The sequence below is a fragment of the Mycetocola manganoxydans genome, assembly GCF_003667545.1.
Lineage (GTDB): Bacteria > Actinomycetota > Actinomycetes > Actinomycetales > Microbacteriaceae > Mycetocola_A > Mycetocola_A manganoxydans.
Map to the genome: position 1 here is coordinate 21,595 of NZ_RCUV01000001.1, position 23,475 is coordinate 45,069.

At 66.3% G+C, this 23,475-nt stretch carries 20 protein-coding genes; 6 read left to right on the forward strand and 14 right to left on the reverse strand.

All coding sequences use genetic code 11. The features are described from left to right. Window positions 1-10: 10 nt before the first annotated feature. On the reverse strand, window positions 11-1,339 hold the full coding sequence (locus D9V29_RS00115; RefSeq protein WP_121671293.1) for a M50 family metallopeptidase: 1,329 nt from the start codon (window positions 1,337-1,339) through the stop codon (window positions 11-13). Between the two features lie 69 nt (window positions 1,340-1,408). On the opposite strand from D9V29_RS00115, the gene D9V29_RS00120 reads away from it, so the two are divergent. Further along, a complete protein-coding gene (locus tag D9V29_RS00120; RefSeq protein WP_229790409.1) occupies window positions 1,409-2,947 on the forward strand; it encodes a Mur ligase family protein in 1,539 nt (512 codons plus the stop codon). Window positions 2,948-3,024: 77 nt separating this feature from the next. Here the strand turns inward: D9V29_RS00120 and dxr are convergent, their stop codons facing one another. Continuing rightward, window positions 3,025-4,110: a 1-deoxy-D-xylulose-5-phosphate reductoisomerase gene (dxr, locus tag D9V29_RS00125; protein WP_121671295.1), complete on the reverse strand. Its 1,086-nt coding sequence runs from the start codon at window positions 4,108-4,110 to the stop codon at window positions 3,025-3,027. Between the two features lie 34 nt (window positions 4,111-4,144). After that, a complete protein-coding gene (locus D9V29_RS00130) occupies window positions 4,145-5,125 on the reverse strand; it encodes an FKBP-type peptidyl-prolyl cis-trans isomerase (protein WP_183084856.1) in 981 nt (326 codons plus the stop codon). Between the two features lie 238 nt (window positions 5,126-5,363). Between D9V29_RS00130 and D9V29_RS00135 the strand changes: the two genes are divergently transcribed. Beyond that, window positions 5,364-6,044, forward strand: a complete 681-nt coding sequence (locus D9V29_RS00135) for a lysophospholipid acyltransferase family protein (protein WP_229790422.1) — start codon at window positions 5,364-5,366, stop codon at window positions 6,042-6,044. Between the two features lie 3 nt (window positions 6,045-6,047). On the opposite strand, the gene D9V29_RS00140 is transcribed toward D9V29_RS00135, so the two are convergent. Next, window positions 6,048-6,518 carry an OsmC family protein gene (locus D9V29_RS00140; protein WP_121671298.1) on the reverse strand — a complete coding sequence of 157 codons (471 nt, stop codon included), beginning with the start codon at window positions 6,516-6,518 and terminating at the stop codon, window positions 6,048-6,050. Window positions 6,519-6,568: 50 nt separating this feature from the next. On the opposite strand from D9V29_RS00140, the gene D9V29_RS00145 reads away from it, so the two are divergent. Both D9V29_RS00145 and ald read left to right on the forward strand, forming a co-directional pair. Continuing rightward, complete coding sequence (locus D9V29_RS00145; protein WP_121671299.1) at window positions 6,569-7,591, forward strand: asparaginase; 1,023 nt, start codon at window positions 6,569-6,571, stop codon at window positions 7,589-7,591. A gap of 121 nt (window positions 7,592-7,712) precedes the next feature. Further along, a complete protein-coding gene (ald, locus tag D9V29_RS00150) occupies window positions 7,713-8,828 on the forward strand; it encodes an alanine dehydrogenase (RefSeq protein ID WP_121671300.1) in 1,116 nt (371 codons plus the stop codon). Here ald and D9V29_RS00155 read toward each other — a convergent pair. From D9V29_RS00155 to D9V29_RS00180, 6 genes are all read right to left on the reverse strand, one after another. Then, window positions 8,825-11,698, reverse strand: a complete 2,874-nt coding sequence (locus D9V29_RS00155) for an FtsK/SpoIIIE domain-containing protein (protein ID WP_121671301.1) — start codon at window positions 11,696-11,698, stop codon at window positions 8,825-8,827. The two genes, ald and D9V29_RS00155, sit on opposite strands and share 4 nt — an antisense overlap. A gap of 94 nt (window positions 11,699-11,792) precedes the next feature. Next, window positions 11,793-12,611, reverse strand: coding sequence for a PP2C family protein-serine/threonine phosphatase (locus D9V29_RS00160; RefSeq protein WP_121671302.1), 819 nt, complete (start codon window positions 12,609-12,611; stop codon window positions 11,793-11,795). A gap of 79 nt (window positions 12,612-12,690) precedes the next feature. Then, on the reverse strand, window positions 12,691-13,845 hold the full coding sequence (locus tag D9V29_RS00165) for a DUF4192 family protein (protein WP_121671303.1): 1,155 nt from the start codon (window positions 13,843-13,845) through the stop codon (window positions 12,691-12,693). Between the two features lie 87 nt (window positions 13,846-13,932). Further along, on the reverse strand, window positions 13,933-15,909 hold the full coding sequence (locus D9V29_RS00170; protein WP_121671304.1) for an ABC transporter ATP-binding protein: 1,977 nt from the start codon (window positions 15,907-15,909) through the stop codon (window positions 13,933-13,935). Beyond that, complete coding sequence (locus tag D9V29_RS00175) at window positions 15,906-17,639, reverse strand: ABC transporter ATP-binding protein (protein ID WP_121671305.1); 1,734 nt, start codon at window positions 17,637-17,639, stop codon at window positions 15,906-15,908. Before D9V29_RS00175 ends, D9V29_RS00170 begins: the two co-directional genes overlap by 4 nt. A gap of 146 nt (window positions 17,640-17,785) precedes the next feature. Beyond that, window positions 17,786-18,763, reverse strand: coding sequence for an aldo/keto reductase (locus D9V29_RS00180; protein ID WP_121671306.1), 978 nt, complete (start codon window positions 18,761-18,763; stop codon window positions 17,786-17,788). 110 nt (window positions 18,764-18,873) lie between these two features. Here D9V29_RS00180 and D9V29_RS00185 point away from each other — a divergent pair, with 110 nt between their 5' ends. Together D9V29_RS00185 and D9V29_RS00190 are read left to right on the forward strand one after the other, a co-directional pair. Then, window positions 18,874-19,407, forward strand: coding sequence for a methylated-DNA--[protein]-cysteine S-methyltransferase (locus D9V29_RS00185; protein ID WP_121671307.1), 534 nt, complete (start codon window positions 18,874-18,876; stop codon window positions 19,405-19,407). A gap of 53 nt (window positions 19,408-19,460) precedes the next feature. Further along, window positions 19,461-20,042 (forward strand): DNA-3-methyladenine glycosylase I, encoded by a 582-nt coding sequence (locus tag D9V29_RS00190; protein ID WP_121671308.1) that lies wholly within the window; start codon window positions 19,461-19,463, stop codon window positions 20,040-20,042. Between the two features lie 3 nt (window positions 20,043-20,045). Here D9V29_RS00190 and D9V29_RS00195 read toward each other — a convergent pair whose 3' ends face one another. Genes D9V29_RS00195 through D9V29_RS00210 form a run of 4 tightly spaced genes read right to left on the reverse strand, consistent with a single transcriptional unit; the run spans window position 20,046 to window position 23,475 of the window. After that, window positions 20,046-20,786 carry a YaaA family protein gene (locus D9V29_RS00195; RefSeq protein WP_121671309.1) on the reverse strand — a complete coding sequence of 247 codons (741 nt, stop codon included), beginning with the start codon at window positions 20,784-20,786 and terminating at the stop codon, window positions 20,046-20,048. Between the two features lie 29 nt (window positions 20,787-20,815). Then, window positions 20,816-21,079, reverse strand: a complete 264-nt coding sequence (locus D9V29_RS00200) for a F0F1 ATP synthase subunit epsilon (RefSeq protein ID WP_121671310.1) — start codon at window positions 21,077-21,079, stop codon at window positions 20,816-20,818. A gap of 2 nt (window positions 21,080-21,081) precedes the next feature. After that, window positions 21,082-22,548 (reverse strand): F0F1 ATP synthase subunit beta, encoded by a 1,467-nt coding sequence (gene atpD / locus D9V29_RS00205; protein WP_121671311.1) that lies wholly within the window; start codon window positions 22,546-22,548, stop codon window positions 21,082-21,084. A 27-nt stretch (window positions 22,549-22,575) separates the two neighbouring features. Continuing rightward, window positions 22,576-23,475: a F0F1 ATP synthase subunit gamma gene (locus tag D9V29_RS00210; RefSeq protein WP_121671312.1), complete on the reverse strand. Its 900-nt coding sequence runs from the start codon at window positions 23,473-23,475 to the stop codon at window positions 22,576-22,578.

The following is a 23,475-nucleotide window of genomic DNA, read 5'->3' on the forward strand; positions in this document are numbered from 1 at the left end:
GGAGTACGGCTCAGCCGAAGAGGTTCACCGGTTTGACGATGTCGGCGAAAATGAGCAGCGCACTCATACCGCCGAGGACGATGACGACGAGGAACGTGAGAGGCATGAGCTTCGCCGCATCCACGGGTCCGGGGTCGCGTCGTTGGAAGAGTTTGGCGAAGCCGCGCCGGATCGATTCCCACAGCGCGGCGGCAACGTGCCCGCCGTCGAGCGGGAGCAGCGGCACGAGGTTGAAAACGAACAGGGCGACGTTGAGCGAACCGAGGATTCCCACCATGGTCTGGACCTTGCTGGCGACGGGAACCTCTTCAAGGCTGACCACTTCACCGGCGATCCTGCCGACGCCGACGACACTGATCGGCCCGTTGGGGTCGCGCTCCCCCGGACCGAACGCGGCGTTTGCGATATCGACGAGGCGTTCGGGCAGGTTGACGATCATGTTGGCGACACGGCCGATGTTGTCTCCGACGGCGGGAAGCACCGCAGTAGCCGGCTCGGGCACGAGTTCGGTCTGGGAGATGATTCCCACGAAACCGACCTCCTCCGTGACAGGCGTACCCGAGGCATCCGTCACGATCTGGCCGTCCTCGTCTGCCTTCTGTCGCTCGGTGAGCAGTGGTGTGAGCGTGACCTGCTGCTCAGCCCCGTCGCGCAGGACGACGACGTCGAGGGCCTCGCCCGGAGAGGTGCGGACGACGCTCGTGACGTCGGACCAGGCGTCGACCGGTGAGCCCTCGATGGTGAGGATGGTGTCACCGGGCTTGAGGCCGGCGGCGGCGCCCGGGGCGAGTGGGTCGTCCGGGTCGCAGCTGGTCTTGGTGCTGCCGGCGGGGAGCACGCACTCGTTCACCGACGCGATCGTCGGGCTGGCCTGGGGGCTGCCGAATCCCATCAGCACGATGGCGACGAGCACGACAGCGAGCAGCAGGTTCATCATGGGCCCGCCGAGCATGATGATGATGCGCTTGTAGACGGGAAGGCTGTAGAACGTCCGCTTTTCTTCGCCCTCGCCGACGGTCTCGGCGCTCGCTTCGCGGGCGTCCTGAACGAGGGTCTGGAAGAAGCCGGTGCTGGAGCTGCGGGTGGCTCCGTCCTTGCCTGGCGGGTACATCCCGATCATCGAAATGTAGCCGCCGAGCGGGATCGCCTTGACGCCGTATTCGGTGTCGCCCTTTTTTCTCGACCAAAGCGTCTTGCCGAACCCGATCATGTACTGGGTGACTTTGACGCCGAACAGCTTGGCGGGGACGAGGTGGCCGATCTCGTGCAGCCCGATCGACACGGCGACGCCGACCAGAATGATCAGCACACCGAGGATGTAAAGCAAGACGGATTCCACTCCCAGAGAGTAGCGTCACGCGCTGGACGGATGCTGGTGGCGCGCTGGGAGAGGCGCCCCGATCGCGCTGTGAGAACATGGGCTGTGCGTCCGAACCAGCCCCAACCCACAAGCCTTGAAGACTTCGCCGCCAAGTTCCGTCTGGCGCTGCACGACGAGATTTCTCCGGTCACCCTGACCGGGATCACGATGGACTCGCGGTCGGTCGAACCGGGCGATCTCTACGTCGCTGTTCCAGGAGCGCGGTTCCACGGGGCGTCCTTTTCGGCGGATGCCGTCGCCCGCGGAGCGGTCGCAATCCTGACGGATGCTTCCGGCGTCGTCGATGCGACGGTATCCGGTGTCCCCGTGGTCGTCACTGTGGAGTCTCCCCGTGAACTGATCGGTGACATCGCGGCGTGGCTGTACCGGACCGACAGCGCAGCACCGCAGCTGTTCGGGATGACCGGGACCAATGGCAAGACATCGACCGCCCACTTCCTCGACTCGATCCTGCGCCAGCTCGGCATTCCGACGGGCCTCAGTTCGAGTGCCGAACGCCGGATCGGTGCCGAGGTGATGCCCAGCACGATGACCACGCCGGAAGCACCAGAGTTGCACGCCCTCGTCGCGCGCATGCGGGAGGTCGGTGTGAAGGCTGCGGTCGTCGAAGTCAGCGCTCACGCCCTCACCCGGCATCGGGTCGACGGTCTCGTCTTCGACGTCGCCGGCTTCACCAACTTCGCCCAGGATCACCTCGACGACTACGCCAGCATGGAGGAGTACTTCGCCGCGAAGCTCGAACTCTTCACGCCCGCCCACGCCCGGAAGGCGGTCGTCTCGCTCGACACTCCGGCAGGAGCCAACGTGGTCGCGCTCGCTGGCATCCCGACGACGACGATCACATCGCTGCCGGAGATGTCTGCCGACTGGACCGTTGTGGTCGACGAAGAGCAGCCCTCCTACACGTCGTTCAGCCTGACCCACGCCGAATACGGGTCGCTCGCCACCCGCGTGCCGGTGATCGGCAGGCACATGGCCGCGAACGGCGGTCTTGCCATCGCGATGCTCGTCGAGGCCGGGTACTCGCTCACAGCCATCGACGCCGCCCTGCACCGTGACGGCGGGATCACGGCGTCGCTCCCCGGTCGAGCCGTGCATGTGCCCGTGCCGAACGGCCCTGCCGTCTACGTCGACTCCGGGCACACCGCAGAGGCGTTCGCCAAGACACTCGGGGCGGTTCGCGGGCTCACAGCCGGCCGGGTGATCATGGTCGCCGGCGCGAACGGAGATCGTGACCAGTCCAAGCGACCCGAGATGGGGCGGCAGGCAGCACTCGGCAGCGACGTGCTCATCATCACCGACCACCAGCCCCGCTCCGAAGACCCCGCGGTCATTCGCGAGGCGGTTCTCGCCGGGGCGCGCGCTGCCAAGCCGACCGGCGACATCCGCGAGGTTGCGTCACCGGCCGAAGCGATCCGTGTTGCCGTTCGCGAGGCAACCGCCGACGATGCGATCCTGTGGGCCGGGCTCGCCGAAAAGAACCATCGCGAGGTCGCCGGACAGAAGATCCCGTTCTCGGTGCTCGACGAGACCCGGGGCGCGCTGGCGGAGGCCGGCTGGCTCTGACCAGCCTCGAATTCACCCGTTACGGACGGATTCACCCGGCGCGCCGCGTGAAACGGTCCGCAGCGGGTGAAAACGCGTCAGCGCAGGGCCGCGATTGCGCGGTCGGCCTCCGCGCGGGCCCAGAGTTCTGCTTCCGCCAGTGACTGGAGCGTGAGCTCTCCGTCGGGCTTGTGCGCGTCGACCACCCGAGCGATGGTGTCGACGATGTCGAGGAATCCGATGGCACCAGCGTGGAACGCCGCCACGAGCTGCTCGTTGGAAGCGTTGAACACGGCCGGGTAGGTGCCGCCGGCCCGACCGACGGTCTTAGCGAGTTCGACGGCCGGGAAGGCAACCTCGTCGAGCGGTTCGAACGTCCAGTTCTGGGCACGTGTCCAGTCGAGCGGCGCTCCGACCCCGGCGACCCGGGCGGGCCAGTCGAGTCCGAGCGAGATCGGCAGGCGCATGTCCGGAGGCGATGCCTGCGCGATCGTCGACCCGTCGACGTATTCGACCATCGAGTGCACGATCGACTGCGGGTGAACCACGACGTCGATCCGCTCGTACGGCACGTCGAACAGCAGGTGCGCTTCGATCACCTCGAGGCCCTTGTTCACGAGCGTCGCGGAGTTCGTCGTGACGACGAGGCCCATGTCCCACGTGGGGTGGGCGAGCGCTTCAGCGGGAGTCACGCGCGTCAACGCCTGCCTGCTGCTGCCACGGAAGGGACCACCGGATGCCGTCAGCACGAGGCGGCGGACCTCCTGCTTCGTTCCCGACCGGAGCGCCTGCGCGATGGCGGAGTGTTCGGAGTCGACGGGCACGATCTGGCCGGGCTTCGCAAGCCTCGACACCAGGTCGCCGCCGACGATGAGGGACTCCTTGTTGGCGAGCGCGAGGGTGCGTCCGGTCTCGAGTGCTGCGAGTGTCGGACCGAGCCCGACCGATCCGGTGATGCCGTTGAGCACGACGTCGGCATCGACGGAGCGGACGAGACGTTCGGCGTCTGCGGCACCGAGTGCGGTGTCGTCGACGTGGAACTCGTCAGCCTGTGCCTCGAGCTGCTCCCGGTTGCTGTTCGCCGAAAGCCCGACCACCTCGAATCGGGTGGGGTTCGCCCGGATGACATCCAGGGCCTGGGTTCCGATCGAGCCGGTTGATCCGAGTATCAGTACGCGTCGCACCGTGCCAGCTTAGCCAGCGGGCCGCCGGGGAGGTCTACCGGCCGGTGGAGAGTACGTCGACGACGAAGACCAGGGTGTCTGTTCCCTCGATGCCGGCGCTCGGCTGCCCGGCTTCGCCGTAGCCCTCCGACGGCGGGAGCACGGCGAGAACCTGCGAGCCGACCGCTGCGCCGACGAGTGCGGCGGAGAACCCGGGCACGACGCCGGTGGTCGGGAAGCTCGTCGCTCCCCTGCCCCAGCTCTGGTCGAAGACCTCGCCGGTACGCCAGTTCACGCCCTGGTACTGAACGGTGACCGTGTCACCCTCCTGCACCACTTCGCCGTCGCCCTGTTTGAGCGTTGCGAGCTGGAGTTCGGCAGGCGGGTCGGTCTCCGGGATGGTGACGGTGGGAACGCCCTCGTCGTCGAGTTCGACGACGGGCATGCCCTCGACCGGGGCGACCGGGGTACCGGTGGCGACGGACGGAACGATTCCGACGGCATCCGCGACGATGACGAGTGAGTCACCTGCAGCGACGGCTCCGTCCGGGGAACCCTCCGAGCCGAAGCCGTCCTCCGGTGCGACGACGCTCACGATGCGGGAGCCTTCGTTCACGCACTCGAGGGTGCGGACGAGTCCCGCGATGAATTTGGTGTCGTTGACCTCGATCGACGTGTATCCGCCGCCCGAGTATGCCGTCTGGGACACGACGTCTCCGCTGGTGCCGTTGAGGATGGTGACGTCGAAGTTGACGACATCGCCCGGCTGGATTTCCTCGCCGGTCCCTTCGATCGCAACCGTTCGCTCGGTCGCTTCGACGCTGACCGGCGCGGGGACGTCGATCGTCGGTGCGACTCCGAAGTCGCCCGCGACCTTGACGGAGTCGACGGTTGAGCCACCGGGGGTGTCTTCACACGTCAGAGCTGCCGGTTCCTCGCTCGCTTTCGGGGCGGCGGGCTCCGCTGATGCGCACCCCGTGAGGATGAGGGCGGATGCCGCGGCGGCCGCGACGAGGACGGGGAGGGATGTGCGCACAGGAATATCGCTTTCGAAGAGGGGGAACTGTAGGCCAGTCTGCCGCACCCACCCGGTGGTTGCCTGCGAATGACCTTCACACGGACCGAACGGGCCGGCAGACATGGGCCGCCATGCGCAAGGAGGAATACGACAGAGACTACGCTCATCCGTTGTGCCGAACACGGAAAAAGACGCCCCCTCGCCGAGCGAGGCCTCCTCTCCCGGCCTCGTCTACCATCTCGGTCGCGCGGTGCTCATGCCCATCGTGCGGGGCATCTACCGACCCCGCATTATCGGCCGGTCGAACGTGCCACGCACGGGCCGAGTGATCCTCGCCAGCAACCACCTGTCGTTCATCGACAGCGTCGCGATTCCGGTTGTCGCACCACGGCGGGTTCAGTTCCTCGCGAAGTCCAGCTACTTCGACGGCAAAGGATTCCGCGGCTGGGTCTCCCGCATCTTCTTCACCTCGATCGGCGCCGTCGGCGTCGAACGAGGTGCCGGAGCGGCCGCGCAGGAAGCGCTCGACGCCGGTCAGCGCATCCTCGAAACCGAGAGCGCATTCGCGATCTACCCCGAGGGCACACGATCCCTCGACGGCCGCCTCTACAAGGGCCGCACCGGGGTCGCGTGGCTCGCGCTCAGCACCGGCTCCCCCGTCGTTCCGGTCGGACTGATCGGCACCGACGAACTCATGCCCGTCGGCAGCACGGTTCCGCGGCTGAAACGCGCCACCGTCATCTTCGGCGAGCCGATCGACGTCAGCCACCACGGCCCAGCGACGAGTGGAAAAGCGAGACGCCTCGCCACCGACGAGATCATGGCCGCCATTCACGCTCTCACCGGCCAGGAACTCGCCGGCTCGTACAACGAATCGCCGCCTGCTGACACGATCGAGAAGATCAAACGCGCGGTCTTCCAGCGTGAGCGGATCTGACGCTCAGGCGACGACGATCACCGGTTCGTGACGGACAGGAAAGTTCACCGACCGGGCGATGAAGCACAATTCGTTGGCGCGTTCATGGGCCGCGAGCGCGGCATCCGCCATCGAGGCGTCGGCGACGGTGACCCGGGGGCGAAGAATCACCTCGGTGAACGCTCCCCCACTGTTGCCGTCTTCGACCATGGTGCCGGTGGCGTCATCCTCGTATGCGGTGACGACGACTCCGACCGTCACCGCCACGTGAAGGTACGACAGCAGGTGGCACTGAGCGAGGGCGGCGAGCAGCAGTTCCTCCGGGTTCCAGCGCGACAGGTCCCCGCGGAACGGTTTATCGGCGGATCCCTCGATCGGATGCTTCCCCGCGGCTGACACAAGAAGCTCACGACTGTAATCCCGGTACCCGCTCGTGCCCGTGCCGCGGTTTCCGCGCCACTCAACCCCGACGGTGTAGTTGTGTTCGCCCAACATGGCCCCAGTCTGTCACGACCGGCACCGGCGATCGGGGCTACCCTTGACCGGTGACTACTGCACCGGACCTCGTCGAAACCTTTTCATCGGCGAGCGCCGTCGAACTCGCCATCGTCACCAGGAGTGGCTTCGTCGAATCCCGGCACTCCGGCTCCGCGATCGTGATCGATCAGCACGCCGATGTGCTGCGGTCGCTCGGGGATCCATCCGCTCCGGTGTTCGCACGATCGACGCTCAAGCCGTTCCAGGCCATCGCCGTGATGAACGCCGGCGTCGGACTCCGCGGTGCCGCCGCCGTTCTCGCGACGGCGAGCCACTCGGGAACTCAGCGCCACGTCTCGGTCGTACGCAGCATCCTCGCGCAGGCCGGCCTGACCGAGGTCGCGCTGCAGTGCCCGGCGGACTGGCCCACCGACTCCGCCGCCCGTGACGAACTCCTCCGCGACAACGGCACGGCATCCCCCATCTACATGAACTGCTCCGGCAAGCACGCCGCCATGCTCCTCGCGTGCGTGACCAACGGCTGGCCGATCGAAACGTACCTCGATAACGACCACCCCATGCAGGTCCTCGTTCGGGATGTCGTCGAGCGGTTCACCGGGGAACGCCCGGTACACACTGGAATCGACGGGTGTGGTGCTCCCGTCCACGCGCTCTCGCTCTCCGGGCTCGCCCGCGGAATCGGTCGCATCCGCACCTCGTCACCGACGTCACCGTTCGCGATCTACCGCAACGCGGGGATCCTCTGCCACGCGGTGCTCGAGAACGGCTGGGCGCTCGACGGCACAGGGCGAGCGAACACCGTCGTCATCGACCGGCTCGGTGTGTTCGCGAAGCTCGGTGCCGAAGGCGTCATGGTGATGGCGGCGCCGGACGGCACCACCGTCGCACTCAAGATGCTCGATGGAAGCCTGCGCGCGGCCTCCCTCGTCGGACTCACGCTGCTCGCAGACGCGGGAGCACTCGATCGTGACGCTGTCGACGCGCTGCTGCCCGACCTGAATCTTTCGGTGAAGGGCGGGGATACCGTCGTCGGCGACATCCGCGTCTCGCCCCTGCTCGAACGCGACTGATCTCGATAGGCTGGCCCCGGGCAACCATGCCCGCCTGACAGTGTCGTCGGACTCCCACAAGGGTGGAAGACCTGTCGCTTTGAGCCGCTCCCGACCGGGGCGGCCAGGATGAAGGAGCACCATGAGAGTCGCCATTCCCCGCGAGGTCAAGAACAACGAGTATCGCGTCGCCATCACTCCCGCCGGGGTCCATGAACTGACCGTCCACGGTCACGACGTCCTGATCGAAACGGGTGCGGGCGAAGGCTCTTCGATTTCCGACGATGCGTACGTCGCCGCCGGGGCGACGATTCTGCCCAACGCTGCGGAAACGTGGGAACGCGCGGAGTTGTTGCTCAAAGTGAAGGAACCCGTCGAGTCGGAGTACCAGTACTTCCGCCGTGGGCTCGTTCTGTTCACCTACCTCCACCTCGCCGCTGAGCCGGAGCTGACCCGCGAACTGCTTGCCTCGGGGGTGACCGCGATCGCGTATGAGACCGTCCAGCTGCCCAACCGGGCTCTTCCCCTCCTCGCCCCGATGAGCGAGGTGGCCGGACGGCTCGCCACGATCGTGGGCGCAAACACCATGCTCAAGCCGAACGGCGGCCCAGGCCTTCTCGTTCCCGGTGTCCCCGGCACCTCGCCCGCCCGGGTGACGGTGCTCGGCGGCGGCGTCGCAGGAACCAACGCGGCGGCGGTCGCCGTCGGTCTCGGAGCGGATGTCACCGTTCTCGACACGAACATCGCCAGACTGCGAGAACTCGATGCCCTCTACGCCGGACGGATCAAGACGATCGCCAGTAACGCGTTCGAGATCGAACACTCGGTGGTATCCGCCGACCTCGTGATCGGCTCCGTCCTCATCGCCGGGGCACAGACACCGAAACTCGTCAGCAACGCGCTCGTCGCGAAGATGAAGCCCGGCAGTGTGCTCGTCGACATCTCGGTCGACCAGGGCGGATGCTTCGAGGACTCACACCCGACGACGCACGCCGACCCCACCTTCACCGTGCACGGTTCGGTGTTCTACTGCGTCGGGAACATGCCCGGCGCCGTGCCCCACACGTCCACCTACGCACTGACGAACGCGACGCTCCCCTACGTGCGGTCGATCGCGAACGCCGGCTGGCGGACTGCCCTGTCGGCTGACCCGACGCTCGCTCTCGGCCTCAACACCCATGACGGCGCGGTGTACAGCGAACCGGTCGCTCGTGCACACGGACTCGAGCACGAGGACCTGTCGGCGGTCACCGACTAGGAACGTGGCGGCGGTTCCAGGCTCACCCGCGTCACCTCCCCGCCGGGTTCCACGAGCCACGCGCGGCCCGGCAGCCGCGACAGCAGGGGCGGCCGGGTGCGGATTTTGGTGATCGCGCGAAACTCGGCCACGGTGCATCCGTCGACGACGATGGCGGCGTCCTGTCGCAGCGCCGTGAGAAGGGACCACTGTCCTTGCCACTCCTCCGGGTCTCCCACGAGAACGACCGGTCCGCCCGACCGGCTGCGGACGTGCTCGGTCGTCAAACGCCCAACCGTTGTGTCGCCGAGAACGGCGACGCTTACCGGCTCGTGCGTGGCATTCCAGCCAAGAATTTCGTCGGCGCGACGCTTCGGCGCGTTCGAGACGACGAGCGTGAGCGGATGTTCATGCCACCGCACCGGTCGGACGGTGCGGCTCGCGCCATGCTTCGCCGGCTGCCGCGCCGGTTCAGGCGCGGCCAGCTGCACCGACGTCCCCCGCCACAGCGCACTGCCCGCCGGCCTGCTCTCGATCCAGCCCGCGGTGCTGCCGCCCGCGAGAACGTGTTCCTGCCGGTTCGCTGTGCCGAGCAGAACCGTTGAGCCGACGAACCCGCCGAGCATCGCCGTCGGCCCGGCGAGCCGCTGGAGCGTCATCACGAGGTGGACGCCGCGGCGGGGTCCGTCCCGGAGTAGCGCGACGACACCATCCCGCAGATCGGATGCCGCGTCAGGGTCGACGCCCGCAAGAAGCGAGTCGAGGTCGTCGAGAAGAATCAGTGTCGGTGGGCTGTCGACGTGAGACGACAGCGCACCGGACTGCGCTATCACGACGTCCCACGCCAGCTCGGCATCACCCCCGACTCGCTCGATTGCCCAGCGGTCGAGCCCGGAGGCCTCACGCTCGATCGTGTCCAGGAGCGTTGTCTTCCCGGTTTGAGCCATGCCGATCACGAGCATGCTCCCGTCAGCGCCCGGGTCCCAGCACACGGTCTCCTGCCGCTGCTCGGTTGGCAGGTCGGCGAGACCGAGACGGATGCTGCCGGCCGGCTCCCCCAGGCTTGCTCGCTCGACCCACGGTGGCAGCGGTTCCAGCCACGGCCTTCGCACCTCAACAACCGGCCGCCACGCTGCTGCCGCCCGGGCAATGTCGGCCTCCGTCGCTGTCGCCACCTGCAGGATGACAGGTGACGAGGCGGTGGCGAGCACCAGACGGCCGGGGAGGGTTGCAGGGACGAGTGCTGCGGCATCCGTTGCGAGGATGGCGGTACTGTCGGCCCGGTTGTTGACCCGCAGCGACATCCGCAACCCGCAGTTCGCGAGGAGCGAGTCCTTCACGACACCGGCCGGACGTTGCGTGCACAGGATGAGGTGAAGGCCGAGCGATCGGCCTCTCGCAGCGATGTCGACGAAGAGGGCGTGCAGGTCAGGGAACCCGTCGAGCATCGCGGCGAACTCGTCGACGACGATGACGAGCCGGGCAAGCGCGGGGGCCTGCCCGATATCCCGGACGCCCAGGTCGCGAAGCATCCGCTCTCGGTATCTGACCTCGGCCCGGAGGCTGTCGAGCGCACGGATCGCCGAGCCGGCGTCGAGGTCGGTGAGCACACCGACGACGTGCGGCAGCCCGAGGAGAGGAGCGAACGCCGCTCCTCCCTTGAAGTCGACGAGGAGAAGGGTGACGACCTCGGGCGGGTAACGTTCGGCGAGACTTGTCGCCCAGGTGACCAGGAGCTCGCTCTTGCCGCTCCCGGTGGTGCCGCCGACGATCGCGTGCGGGCCCTCCGCGACGATATCGACGCAGACCGGCCCGTCACCGTCTGCGCCGATGACCGCGGACAACGAACCGGATGGTCTGGCCGGTGGCGCCGCTGCCGAGACCTGGGCGAACTCGACGACGGCGGGCAGACCACCGCTGTCACCACCGCCGAGGCGCGCAGCATGGAGCTCGAGCATGCGGGCGAACGCGCCGGCCTCCGCTCGGGCGACGAGTTCGATGCGCAGGTCGAGAGGATCAGCGGCCCCGGCGCTACCGGTGCGATGAAGTACCGCGGTCGTCACTCCGGTCAGTTCGATCACACTCGAGCATCGCGTCGGGATCCGGTCCAATCGTTCCGAGAGCACGAGGAGCGCGTCCGAGGAAGGCAGTGGTCGAGCGTCCGGCCCCGATTCGACGACCGCAACCGTTGCCGTCGATCCACGGAGGCGGTGATGTGGGAGAGCGTCTGCCCAGTCCCAGCCGGCGGGCAGTTCGAGCACAGCGAGCGCGTCCGGACCAGCCGCCGAACACAATTGCACAAGGAACCCGCGGGCGAGCGCACTGGTGAGCATCGGAGGTCCGACGAGACCGATTCCTGCGGCAGCATCGACCTCGACGGGAACATCGGGGACAAGCCGGGCGCGCGCTTTCAGCTGAGCCGTCTCGGGACCTGGGGGGCCGTCGACCCGCAGTGTGCTCGGCTGGGCACCACGACCGACAACGACGATTCTCTGGCGATCGACGGGGACTCTCCATCGGCCGAATCCGATCGTCGGGGCCTCCGGGGCGTCGAGTATTCGTCTCGCGCTCGTCGACGTCGAACATCGGGAGCTTTGTTCGGCGGCGTGTCGTGTCTGGACCTCCGTGTTGAGACGCTCAAGCTCTGCCTGCCATGCGGTGGTGTCCGTGCGCAGCCGCCGCCGACCGGACCACCGGTTGTCGGCCACGCTCGCCACCGCGATGACCGGGCCCAGAGCGGCGAAGACGAGCACGAACGGTGATCGGGTGATGGCCCAGATGACAACCGCCGCGACGACCGGGGCGACACTCGCGACGACCGGAAATGGCGACGGACTCATCGGCTCCGGCCGTGGCGGAACGGTGAGGGGTTCATCCGAAATGACCTGCATCCATCAAGGAAAACCGGTCGTGGCCATCGTACGAAGCGCGCCGAGTCTCCGGTGAGATCAGCGTCAGGTGTTCGCGGCTGTGGAGGAGCCTCTGTCAGTCCGAAACGGCGTCGTTGCCCGGTTCGTCGAGCAGCAGCTCGTCGAGCACGATGACGCTGACGTTGTCGCGACCGCCGTTCTCGAGTGCGGCTCCGACCAGTCCGCGAACCGCATCCTCCGGGGTGCTGCTCTGCATGAGAAAGTGGCGCAGCCCGAAGTCCGTGAGTTCCTTCGTGAGGCCGTCGGAGCAGACAAGCCAGCGCGCCCGGTCCGTCGAGGGAACGTCGGTGTAGTCCGGTAGCGGGTCGTCGGTGAAACCGACCGCACGCGTGATGACGTTCCCGTGGGGGTGGGACTCGGCTTCATCAGGCGTGATCGCGCCGATCGAGATGAGTTCCTGGACGACAGAATGATCGAGCGTTACCTGGATCAGCTCGTCTCCGAGCAGACGATACACCCGGGAGTCGCCGATGTTGAAGACGGTCCACGCGGGAACGCTGCCGTCGTCACCAGAGAATCCGAAAACGATGCCGGTCACGGTCGTTCCGGTGCCGAGGTCGGATTTGCCGACCTGTTCGAACATGTCGTCCACCGCTGATCGCAGAGCGGTTTCGACAGCACCACGATCGACGATGTCGCCAGACGCCACCCGCTCAGCCAACCGCGCGATGACCGCAGCACTGGCGACTTCACCAGCGTCATGGCCACCCATGCCGTCAGCAACGGCGAAGATCGGATAGTCGACGATCACAGCGTCCTGGTTGACCTGGCGTTTACGGCCGGTGTCGGTCGCGGCAGCCCAGGTCAGTGCAAGCGGTTGTGTGCCGGGCACCTCGACGTTCCGGGAACCGGTGCTCACGTCGATGGCAGTCACGCACTCATCCTCTCGGAGCCCCACGGAGATGAAGCCTGCGTCGATAATACCGGGCGCTGCGGCGGCCGGTGACCGCGCCCTACCGCTCGCCGTCGATCGTGACCTCCTCGGTGGTGCGCTCCGGCACCTCCCACGCCCAGTCCGGCAGGCGACCGGACTGCAGCATGCAGTCCAGAAGCTCCGCCAGGGAGTACTCAGGATCGAGCGCGCGGGCGTGAGCAACCCACCGTGCGGCGATCGTTCCGGACCCGAGTGCCCAGTGCACCCACGCGAGCATTGTCAGGAGAGGGGGCCGCGCCGCTTTCGGCAGCCGCGGCGCCGTGTAACGCAACACCCCGATCGCCGCTCTCAACCGCGTGATGTCGGGGCGGGGCATGTCGAAGCCACCGAGCGCCAGTGCCCCTGGGAGCGAGCTGATGTCCTCACCCGCCTGATGCCGGGCGTTCATGTCTCCGACGGTCTCGCCGAATTCGGGGCCCCATGCCCAGGTGAGCAGGATTTCGTCTCGCACCGCCGGGGCCTGGGCGAGGAAAGCCAGCAATGCGGCATCCCGGGGGATCACCGGGGCGTTTCCGAGGTCGAGCAGCGCATCGGCAAATCCGACGATGTCACCGGAGAAGTCGTGGTCGAAGAAGACCGCCGGGCCGAGTTCCGGTGAGTGACGCAGAGCTGCGAGTGCGAGATACTTCCTGGTCGTGCGGCTCCGGCTCCCGGAGTCAGCGGCGGGAAGCCGTGATTCGGTGTCGACATCGATCAGCGTGCGCTGCGGTGTCGCGTCGCGAAGCGCCCCGAGGGTGGGAGATGCTGTAATCCGTTCCAGAGGGTGGCCGCGGGCGGGGCAGGCGTCGTCGAGGTAGCTGCCCCAGGCATCCGCTGCGACGCAGAGCGCATCGCGGACGCGGAAGCCGGAGTCCCGTGCGCGAGCGAGAATGGCGCGGATGTCTGCCCGGTGCGGCATCGACGGACCGGAAGAGAACGTGTCGTCGGTGTAGACGACGGGCACGATGGCGTCTGCGCCCTCGATCCGGCAGATCATTCCGATCATCGTCGTCGCGATGCGACGGCGGACGGCTGACGTCGTCGATGGGCCGGGAAGGTCGAGTCTCAGGGCACCGCAGGTCCGGTTGCCGCGGAAAACGACCAGCACGATGCTGTCACGGGGCCCGAAACCGACGAGATGCGGCACGAGGGCCAGAAAGTCACTGGCGTCAGTGGCCTTGATGATGGTGTTCATGCCGGAAGTCTCGCCCCGGTGCTGCCGACGTGCCGGAAAGCCGTCGTGATGTGGATAACCGGTGAGCCGGCATCCGCCTGTGGATTCTCAGTCCGCGTCGCTCACCGGTGCCGCGAATTGCGAGTTGTAGAGGTTGAAGTAGGCCCCGCCTCGAGCGAGCAGGGTCTCGTGGCTGCCCTGCTCGACGATCTGCCCCGACTCCATCACGAGGATCAGATCGGCGTCGCGGATGGTCGACAACCGGTGCGCGATGACGAAACTGGTGCGGTCCTGGCGGAGCGTCGACATGGCCTTCTGCACCAGGAGTTCGGTCCGGGTGTCGACGGAGCTCGTCGCCTCGTCGAGGATGAGGACGCTCGGACGGGCGAGGAACGCCCGCGCGATCGTCAGGAGTTGCTTCTCCCCCGCTGACACGTTCGACGCCTCATCATCGAGGACCGTGTCGTACCCGTCGGGCAGGGAGTGCACAAAGCGGTCGACGTACGTCGCACGAGCGGCTTCGAGGATCTCCTCCTCCGTGGCGTCCGGCCGACCGTAGGCGATGTTGTCGCGGATGGTTCCTCCGAAGAGCCAGGTGTCCTGGAGGACCATGCCGACCCGACTCCGCAGGTCGAGCCGCGTCATGCGCGAGATGTCAACTCCGTCGAGGGTGATGCGCCCTGAATCGAGTTCATAGAACCGCAGGATGAGATTCACGAGGGTGGTTTTTCCGGCCCCGGTTGGACCGACGATCGCGATCGTGTTGCCCGGCTCCGCAACGAGGTCCAGATTCGAGATCAGCGGCTTGTCTGCCGAGTAACTGAAGGAGACGCCGTCGAAGACGAGCCGCCCCTTGCCCGCGTCTGACGTGGCGGGGTTCTCCGGGTCCGGCGATTGTTCGTCGGCGTCGAAGAGCTCGAACACGCGCTCAGCGGATGCCACGCCCGACTGGAGGAGGTTGGCCATCGATCCGAGCTGGGTGAGCGGCTGGGTGAACTGGCGGGAGTACTGGATGAACGCCTGAACACTGCCGAGGCTCAGCGCCCCTGTCGCGACCTGGAGTCCACCGACGACGGCGATGGCGACGTAGACGAGGTTCCCGACGAACATCATCGACGGCATGATGATGCCCGAGATGAACTGGGCACCGAAGCTCGCCTGGAACAACTCGTCGTTCTTCTCACTGAACCTCGAGCTGACCTCGCGCGAGCGCCCGAATACCTTGACGATGGCGTGCCCCGTGTACATCTCTTCGATCTGTGCGTTGAGTTCACCCGTGTGTGCCCACTGGTCCACGAACTTCTTTTGCGAGCGCTTCGCGATGACCGTCGTGATGAGAACGGTCAGCGGGATGGTGACGAGAGCGATGCCGGCGAGGAGAGGCGAGATCGAGAACATCATCGCGAGGACACCGATGACGCTCAGCAGCGAGACGAGCACCTGGCTCAGGGTCTGCTGGAGGGTCTGCGAAATGTTGTCGATGTCGTTCGTGACCCGGCTGAGGAGTTCGCCCCGTGGCATCCGATCGAAGAAGGAGAGCGGGAGCCGGTTCACCTTGGTCTCGACATCTTCGCGGAGCCGGTACATCGTGCGCTGCACGACTCCGTTGAGGACGAGAGCCTGAACCCAGCCGAAGAGGAACGCGAACCCGTAGATGGCGAGTACGAGGAGCAGAACACCGGACAGTGCGGCGAAGTCGATGCCCTCACCGGGAGTGAGGTCCATCGACTCGAGCATGTTCGCCCGGTCGGTCTCCCCCTGCGCCCGGAGACCATCCACGATCTGTTCCTGCGTCGCACCGGCCGGGAGGTTCTGGGAGATTGCACCCTCGAAGATGATGTTGGTCGCTTCGCCGAGGATCTTCGGGCCGATCACCGTGAGACCGACGCTGAGAATCGCGAGCAGCGTGACGATCGTCAGCGGGAACCACTCCGGCTTCAGCCGCGAGAGCAGCCGTTTGGCGCTGGGGACGAAGTTCATCGATTTCTCGACGGGCATGCCTGCGCCGGCCCACGGGCCGCCGCCGCGCGGAGGGCGGGCGGGAACCGTCGGCCGGTCCTCGATCTCGGTGTCGGTGTCACTCATGTCGCCTCCTCCACGGTGAGCTGGGATTCGACGATCTCGCGATACGTGTCCGAGCTTTCGAGGAGCTCATCGTGCGTTCCGATGCCGACGATCGCCCCGTCCTCGAGGACGAGGATCTGGTCGGCCGAGAGGATCGACGACACGCGCTGGGCGACGATGATGAGAGTCGCCCCGGAAACGTGCCGGGCGAGAGCGGCCCGGAGACGGGCATCCGTCGCAAGATCGAGCGCCGAGAACGAGTCGTCGAAGACGTAGATCTCGGGCCGCTTGACGAGCGCCCGCGCGATCGCGAGCCGTTGCCGCTGACCGCCGGACAGGTTCGTACCGCCCTGGCTGATGGGGGACTCCAGCCCGTCAGGCAGCTCTTCGACGAAATCCTTCGCCTGGGCGATGTCGAGGGCGCGCCACAGTTCGTCGTCGGTCGCAGACGGCTTGCCATAACGCAGATTCGACGCCACGGTTCCGCTGAACAGGTACGGCTTCTGCGGAACGATTCCGATCTTCGACCAGAGCAGGTCCTGGTCGGTCTCGCTCACCCAGACACCGTCGACGAGCACCCGGCCGGCCGTCGCGTCGAACAGGCGGGGCAGGAGGTTGACCAGCGTCGTCTTTCCTGACCCGGTCGATCCGATGATGGCTGTCGTCGATCCCGGGGCGATACGGAACGACAGGTTGCGGAGCACGGGCTGGTCGGCGCCGGGGTAGGAGAACGAGACGTCCTCGAAGACCACGCTTCCCGTTGTGTCGATTGTCGTCACGGGGTTGTCCGGCTGGCGCACCGACGACTCGGTCGAGAGCACCTCGCCGATGCGGTCGGCGCTGACAGCAGCCCGCGGAATCATCACCGCCATGAACGTCGCCATCATGACGGCCATGAGGATCTGCATCAGGTACTGCAGGAACGCCATCACCGTGCCGACCTGCATCGAACCCTCCTCGACCCGGAAGGCGCCGAACCACAGCACGGCGATGCTCGAGACGTTGAGAACGAGCATGACGATCGGGAACATGATCGCCATCAACCGACCGGTTCTCAGTCCGACATCCGTGAGTTCGGCGTTCGCTTTCGCAAACCGCGCGGTCTCGATGTCCTCCCGAACGAAGGCACGCACGACACGGATGCCGGTGAGCTGCTCCCGCAGGACGCGGTTGACGCGGTCGATGCGGCGCTGCATCGACTGGAACAGCGGCACCATCCGCACGATGATGAGCCCGACTGCGATCAGGAGCACGGGAATCGCGACGGCCATCAGCCACGACAACTGCAGGTCGAGCCCGAGCGCGAGCACGACACCGCCGATCGCGAGGATCGGCGCGGACACCATGAGCGTGCAGGTGGTGAGCACGAGCATCTGCACCTGCTGCACATCGTTCGTGCTGCGGGTGATGAGCGACGGCGCACCGAACGACGACACCTCGCGTTCGGAGAACACCGAGACCCGGTCGAAGACGGCCTGGCGGAGGTCCCGGCCGAGCGCCATCGCGGCCTTCGCACCGAAGTAGACCGCGGTGATAGCGCACAGCACCTGCACGAGGGTGATGGCGAGCATGACCATACCGACGCGCAGAATGTACTCGGTGTCCCCGACCGCGACACCCTGATCGATGATGTCGGCGTTAAGGGTGGGCAGGTACAGCGACGCGATCGATTGCGCGAGCTGGAAGACGATGACCCCGACGAGAAGCGGCCAGTGCGGCTTCAGGTAGCGTCCGGTGAGTTGAGCGAGCATAGGTTCCCTGTCCGCGAGCATAGCCGAGGAAGCATTGCTGGAGACCCCTCGGGAGTCGGGCCTCGCGAATTCACCCGTTGCGGTCGGATACACCCGGCGTACCGGGTGTTCTGGTCCGCAACGGATGAAAACGTGCGGTTCGTGGGCTACTCGTCGTCGTCCGGCGTGAAGAATGCCGTGATGGTCTCGACGTCTTCGGCGGACGGATGCCACGCTGTGGCGGCATCCGCGTTCTGTTCGATCTGCTCGGGGCTGGTCGCTCCCGCGATCACGCTCGCGAGATTCGGCTGGGCGAGCAGCCAGGCGAAGGTGGCCTGAAGCATGCTCACCCCACGCTCGTCGGCGAAGGCCTGGAACGCTTCGATCCGGTCCCACGGCGCATTCTCCTGGAGGTGGCTGCGCTGGCGCATGATGCGTGAGTCGGCCGGTCCGCCGTCGCGCGTGAACTTTCCGGTGAACAGTCCGTTGTAGAGCGGGAAGTACGGCAGGAACCCGAGGCCGAAGTGGCGCACGGCCGGCAGGACCTCCCGTTCGGCGTCGCGCTCGAGCAGGCTGAACTCGTTTTGCGCCGAGATGAACTTCGGGTGCCCGTGAAGCTCAGCGGTGAGTTCGGCTTCGGCGATCTGCCAGCCGGCGAGGTTGGAGTGCCCGATGTACCGCACCTTTCCCTCACGGATGAGGTCGTCGAGCACCGACAGGGTCTCTTCGATCGGCGTGACCGGGTCTGGCGTGTGCAACTGGTACAGGTCGATCCAGTCCGTCTGGAGGCGCCGCAGCGACGCTTCGACCGCGAGCCGGACGTACCGTCGTGAGCCCTTGGCGCCCCAGCCCTGCAGCCCCACGTCGGCGCCTGAGTGGCCGAATTTCGTCGCGAGGACCACCTCGTCGCGGCGGCCGCGCAAGGCATTGCCCATGAGGGTCTCGCTCAGCCCGGGCTCCTTGCCGTACATGTCTGCGGTGTCGAGGAGCGTGACGCCGACATCGAGGGCTGCCGAAATCACGGCATCCGTCCCCTCCTGCGTTTCGGTCGCGGTGCCCAGCCGACCGAAGTTGTTGCAGCCGAGTCCGATCGTCGAGACGCGGAGGCCGCTGGAGCCGAGGGTGCGGTATTCGATGGTTGCCATGGTCCAAGGCTAGCGGGGCGACTCCCCCACAGCACGGATGCCGCGGGGCACGCTCCACAGACGGTCACCGGCACGGCCGCGCGGGAATTCTCCGTCCTACCGTCGACGGCATGACTCCGCGAACCCTCACTCCAGAACCCCAACCCACCCTGTTCGACCGCCCGGTCGGCCTCATCCGTCTTCCCAGCCCGATCGGCCGGATCGAGGTGTGCAGCGACGGCATCTCAATCACCGGCCTGAGCATCGAGAACGACGGTGTCCTCCCCCGCGATGGCTACCGCGAGAACTCGACCGACCTTCTCGTGCGGGCTGCGGAACAGCTGTCCGAGTACTTCGCCGGTACCCGGCGCCGGTTCGACCTGCCGGTGCACGTCGACGGCACACCGTTCCAGCGCCGGGTGTGGTTCGCGCTCAGCGAGGTCGAGTATGGAACGTCCACCACGTACGGTCTCCTCGGCCATCAGGCGGGACTCGGAGTCGCCGCGCGGGCGACCGGCGGCGCCGTGCGGGCCAACCCGGTTCCGTTGTTCATCCCCTGCCACCGTGTCCTCAACAGCACCGGCCGGATCGTCGGCTACAGCCAGGGCAACGGGGTCTCGACGAAGCAGTGGCTGCTCGACCACGAATCCGTGCCGTACCGCTGACGCAGCATCCGCTAGTCTGGCGACGACCTCCCCCTCGCACCGAAGGATCCGCCGTGGCTGTTCTCCCCTCGATCGTCGAAGGAGCGGATGCCACGCCCCGCTGCGGCTGGGTCGGAGCGGATCCCGAATACCAGCGCTATCACGACGAGGAGTGGGGAACGCCGCTTCTCGGCGACCGCGCCGTGTTCGAAAAGATCAGTCTCGAGGGGTTCCAGGCGGGTCTGTCGTGGATCACCATCCTCAAGCGTCGGCCGGCGTTCCGGCGCGCGTTTGCGAACTTCGACATCGACACGGTCGCGGCGATGACGGAGGACGACGTCGAGCGCCTCGCGACGGATGCCTCGATCATCCGCCATCGGGGAAAGATCCGCGCCGTGATCTCCAACGCCCGCGTGACGAGGGACCTGGATGAAAGCCTGTCCGACCTGGTCTGGCGTTTTGCGCCGACCGCGGAACGGCCGCGGCCGACGCGGCTCGACGTGATCCCGGCGATCACTACCGAGTCGACGGCGTTGAGCATCGAACTGCGCCGCCGCGGCTACCGTTTCGTCGGACCGACGACGATGTATGCGCTCATGCAGTCCGCTGGGCTCGTCGACGACCACGTCGTCGGCTGCTGGCGGGCACCGGACTGAGCGTCAGACCAGCAGGGCCAGATCGGTCGAATCAGGCTGACGTTCGATTCGGATGCCGACGTCGCTTGCCCAGTCCAGCAACTGGTCGGTGGTGGTGAAATTTGTTTCCGACTCGATGAGGGCGCGCGTGAACTCGCCCTTGGCCTTCTTGTTGAAATGGTTGAGCGCGCGCCGGACTCCTCCGGGGCTCTCCGTCAGGACGCGGAGGAAGTGAGTACCCTCCGGCGCGGGGCCGAGAGCGACGTAGGCTTCCGAGCGCAGGTCGAGCACGAGACCGGTCTCCGCCGCGAGCGTCTGTTCGACGGCACTCCGCCAGTGCCGTTTGAGTGGCCGCCCCGGCACCCGGGAATCGTGGGAGAGCCGGTAGGCGGGAATGGGGTCGAGTGCCCCGACCGGACCGAAGAGCGCTGCGTGGATGACGAGATGCTCCCCGGCGAATGCCCGAGCACCCGGGCTGAGGGAGGCGGCGTCGAGGGCGTCGAACAGCACGCCCGTGTACCTGTCGAGGGCAGGAAGAGTCGGCGATTGCCACAATTCGCGGTTGGTATCGACCTCGCCGTGCTGCTTCGGGCCGAGCTTGAGAGCCGCGATCGCGGCATCCGCGTCCTCCGACAGCGCCACGACGTCGTCGGCGAGTGCGCGGCGGGCGTCGGTCAGCGAGGGGAACCGCAGGTCCTCGAGAGACAGCGAACGCCCCGTGCCGCCTGCTCTCTTCGTCTCAGACGGAGGGAGCAGTACGAGCACGGGGCGTTGAGCTGAGCCTTGCGGCGTTACTACTTGACGAGGCTGGCGTTGCCAGCGACGATCGTGACGGTGTCGTTCTCGACCGAGAGGAATCCGTCGGCGGCCGTAGCCGTCAGCTTCTTTCCGTCTTCACCGGTCACGCGGACTTCACCGTCGCCGAGGATGGCAAGCATGGGCTCGTGGCCGGGGAGAATACCGATCTCTCCTTCGATGGTCCGGGCGACGACCATGGAGGCGGTACCAGACCACACTTCCTGATCTGCCCCGACGACACTGACCTTGAGCGAAGCCATGACTAGCCGTTCTCCTTCTGGATGCGTGCCCAGGCCTCTTCGACGTCGTTGATGCCACCGACGTTGAAGAATGCCTGCTCAGCGACGTGGTCGAAGTCACCGTTGGCGATCGCCGAGAAGGACTCGATGGTCTCCTTGAGAGGAACCGTTGAGCCTTCGACACCGGTGAACTTCTTCGCCATGTAGGTGTTCTGCGAGAGGAACTGCTGGATACGACGTGCACGGGCGACCGTGATCTTGTCTTCTTCGCTCAGCTCGTCGACACCGAGGATCGCGATGATCTCCTGGAGTTCCTTGTTCTTCTGCAGGATCGCCTTGACGCGAACGGCGGTGTTGTAGTGGTCATCACCGATATAGCGCGGGTCGAGGATACGGCTGGTCGAGGTCAGCGGGTCGATAGCCGGGTACAGGCCCTTCGACGCGATCTCACGAGACAGCTCGGTGGTGGCGTCGAGGTGCGCGAACGTCGTCGCCGGAGCCGGGTCGGTGTAGTCGTCAGCAGGAACGTAAATCGCCTGCAGGGACGTGATCGAGTGGCCACGGGTCGAGGTGATGCGCTCCTGCAGGATACCCATCTCGTCGGCGAGGTTCGGCTGGTAACCCACAGCGGACGGCATGCGTCCGAGGAGGGTGGAAACCTCTGAACCGGCCTGCGTGAAGCGGAAGATGTTGTCGATGAACAACAGCACGTCCTGCTTCTGCACGTCGCGGAAGTACTCAGCCATGGTCAGTGCCGAGAGGGCGACGCGCAGTCGCGTTCCCGGCGGCTCGTCCATCTGACCGAAGACAAGGGCGGTCTTGTCGAAGACGCCTGCTTCTTCCATCTCGAAGATGAGGTCATTACCCTCACGGGTACGCTCGCCGACACCGGCGAACACAGACACACCACCGTGGTCCTGCGCAACACGCTGGATCATTTCCTGGATGAGGACTGTCTTTCCGACACCTGCACCACCGAACAGACCGATCTTTCCACCCTGCACGTACGGGGTGAGGAGGTCGATCGACTTGATGCCGGTCTCGAAGAGCTCGGTCTTCGACTCGAGCTGGTCGAATGCCGGTGGCTTGCGGTGGATCGGCCAGCGCTCGGTGATCTCGATCTGCTCGCCTGGGGCGGCATTGAGAACCTCACCGATGACGTTGAACACCTTGCCCTTGGTGACGTCGCCGACGGGAACCGTGATCGGCTCGCCGGTGTCGGTCACTTCCTGGCCGCGGACGAGTCCGTCGGTCGGGTTCAGTGCAATTGCACGAACCAGGTCGTCACCGAGGTGCTGGGCAACCTCGAGGGTGAGCGTCTGAGTGTTGCCGGCCATGGTGACCGTGGTCTTCAGCGCGTTGTAGATACCGGGAATCGCGTCGTGCGGGAACTCGATGTCGACAACCGGACCGGTGACGCGGGAGACGCGACCGATTGTGGCGGCCTTCACCTCGCTTGCCGGGTCCTGAGCGGTGGCAATGTCTGTCATGCTCTTCTTCTCTCTGCTTAGTCTGCGTTACTTGGCGGACGACAGTGCGTCTGCGCCGCCGACAATCTCTGAAATCTGCTGGGTGATCTCGGCCTGCCGAGCGTTGTTCCGCAGCCGGGTGTAGTCGGTGATGAGCTTGTCCGCGTTGTCGCTTGCGGAGCTCATCGCCTTCTGCGTCGCCGCGTGCTTCGCAGCGGCGGACTGGAGCAGGGCGTTGAAGATCCGGCTCTCGATGTAAACCGGCAGGAGCGCGTCGAGCACGCTTGCCGCATCCGGTTCGAAGTCGTACAGCGGAAGGATCGCGTTGTCCCCCGGCTCTTCCATTCCCTCGACGATTTCGAGGGGCAGAAGACGGGTGACCTCTGGCACCTGGCTCATCATGCTGACGAGGCGGTTGTAGACGATGTGGATCTCGTCGACGCCACCCTCGGAAGCATCCAGGGAGAACTTCTCGAGCAGCGCGGCGCTGATCTCGTGAGCGGTCGCGAAGGTCGGGCTCTCGCTCTCTCCGACCCACTGGCCCTCTGAGGCACGCTTGCGGAACTGGAAGTACCCCACTGCCTTGCGGCCGACGAGGTAGTAGACGACCTCTTTGCCCTGGCTGCGCAGCAACTCCGCGAGCTCGTTCGCCTCGCGGAGAACCTGCGAGTTGAACGCGCCGGCGAGGCCACGGTCAGAAGCGAGGATGAGCACGGCGGCCCGCTCGATCTTCTCCGGCTCTGTCGTCAGCGGGTGGTCAACGTTCGAATAGGTTGCCACCGCTGATACCGCGCGGGTGATTGCTCGAGAGTACGGAGCGGACGCCGCCACCCGCGCTTGCGCTTTGGCAATGCGGGAGGCGGCGATGAGCTCCATCGCCTTCGTGATCTTCTTGGTCGTCTGCGCAGACTTGATCTTCTGCGTGTAGACCCGAAGTTGAGCGCCCAT

Bases quoted from the DNA above. Each gene is read 5' to 3' on its own strand.
- D9V29_RS00185 (WP_121671307.1), top strand. From the start codon at position 18,874: ATGACTCCGCGAACCCTCACTCCAGAACCCCAACCCACCCTGTTCGAC.
- atpD (WP_121671311.1), bottom strand. From the start codon at position 22,548: ATGACAGACATTGCCACCGCTCAGGACCCGGCAAGCGAGGTGAAGGCC.
- D9V29_RS00170 (WP_121671304.1), bottom strand. From the start codon at position 15,909: ATGAGTGACACCGACACCGAGATCGAGGACCGGCCGACGGTTCCCGCC.
- D9V29_RS00155 (WP_121671301.1), bottom strand. From the start codon at position 11,698: ATGCAGGTCATTTCGGATGAACCCCTCACCGTTCCGCCACGGCCGGAG.
- D9V29_RS00165 (WP_121671303.1), bottom strand. From the start codon at position 13,845: ATGAACACCATCATCAAGGCCACTGACGCCAGTGACTTTCTGGCCCTC.
- D9V29_RS00135 (WP_229790422.1), top strand. From the start codon at position 5,364: ATGCCCATCGTGCGGGGCATCTACCGACCCCGCATTATCGGCCGGTCG.
- D9V29_RS00180 (WP_121671306.1), bottom strand. From the start codon at position 18,763: ATGGCAACCATCGAATACCGCACCCTCGGCTCCAGCGGCCTCCGCGTC.
- D9V29_RS00210 (WP_121671312.1), bottom strand. From the start codon at position 23,475: ATGGGCGCTCAACTTCGGGTCTACACGCAGAAGATCAAGTCTGCGCAG.
- D9V29_RS00140 (WP_121671298.1), bottom strand. From the start codon at position 6,518: ATGTTGGGCGAACACAACTACACCGTCGGGGTTGAGTGGCGCGGAAAC.
- ald (WP_121671300.1), top strand. From the start codon at position 7,713: ATGAGAGTCGCCATTCCCCGCGAGGTCAAGAACAACGAGTATCGCGTC.
- D9V29_RS00175 (WP_121671305.1), bottom strand. From the start codon at position 17,639: ATGCTCGCTCAACTCACCGGACGCTACCTGAAGCCGCACTGGCCGCTT.
- D9V29_RS00200 (WP_121671310.1), bottom strand. From the start codon at position 21,079: ATGGCTTCGCTCAAGGTCAGTGTCGTCGGGGCAGATCAGGAAGTGTGG.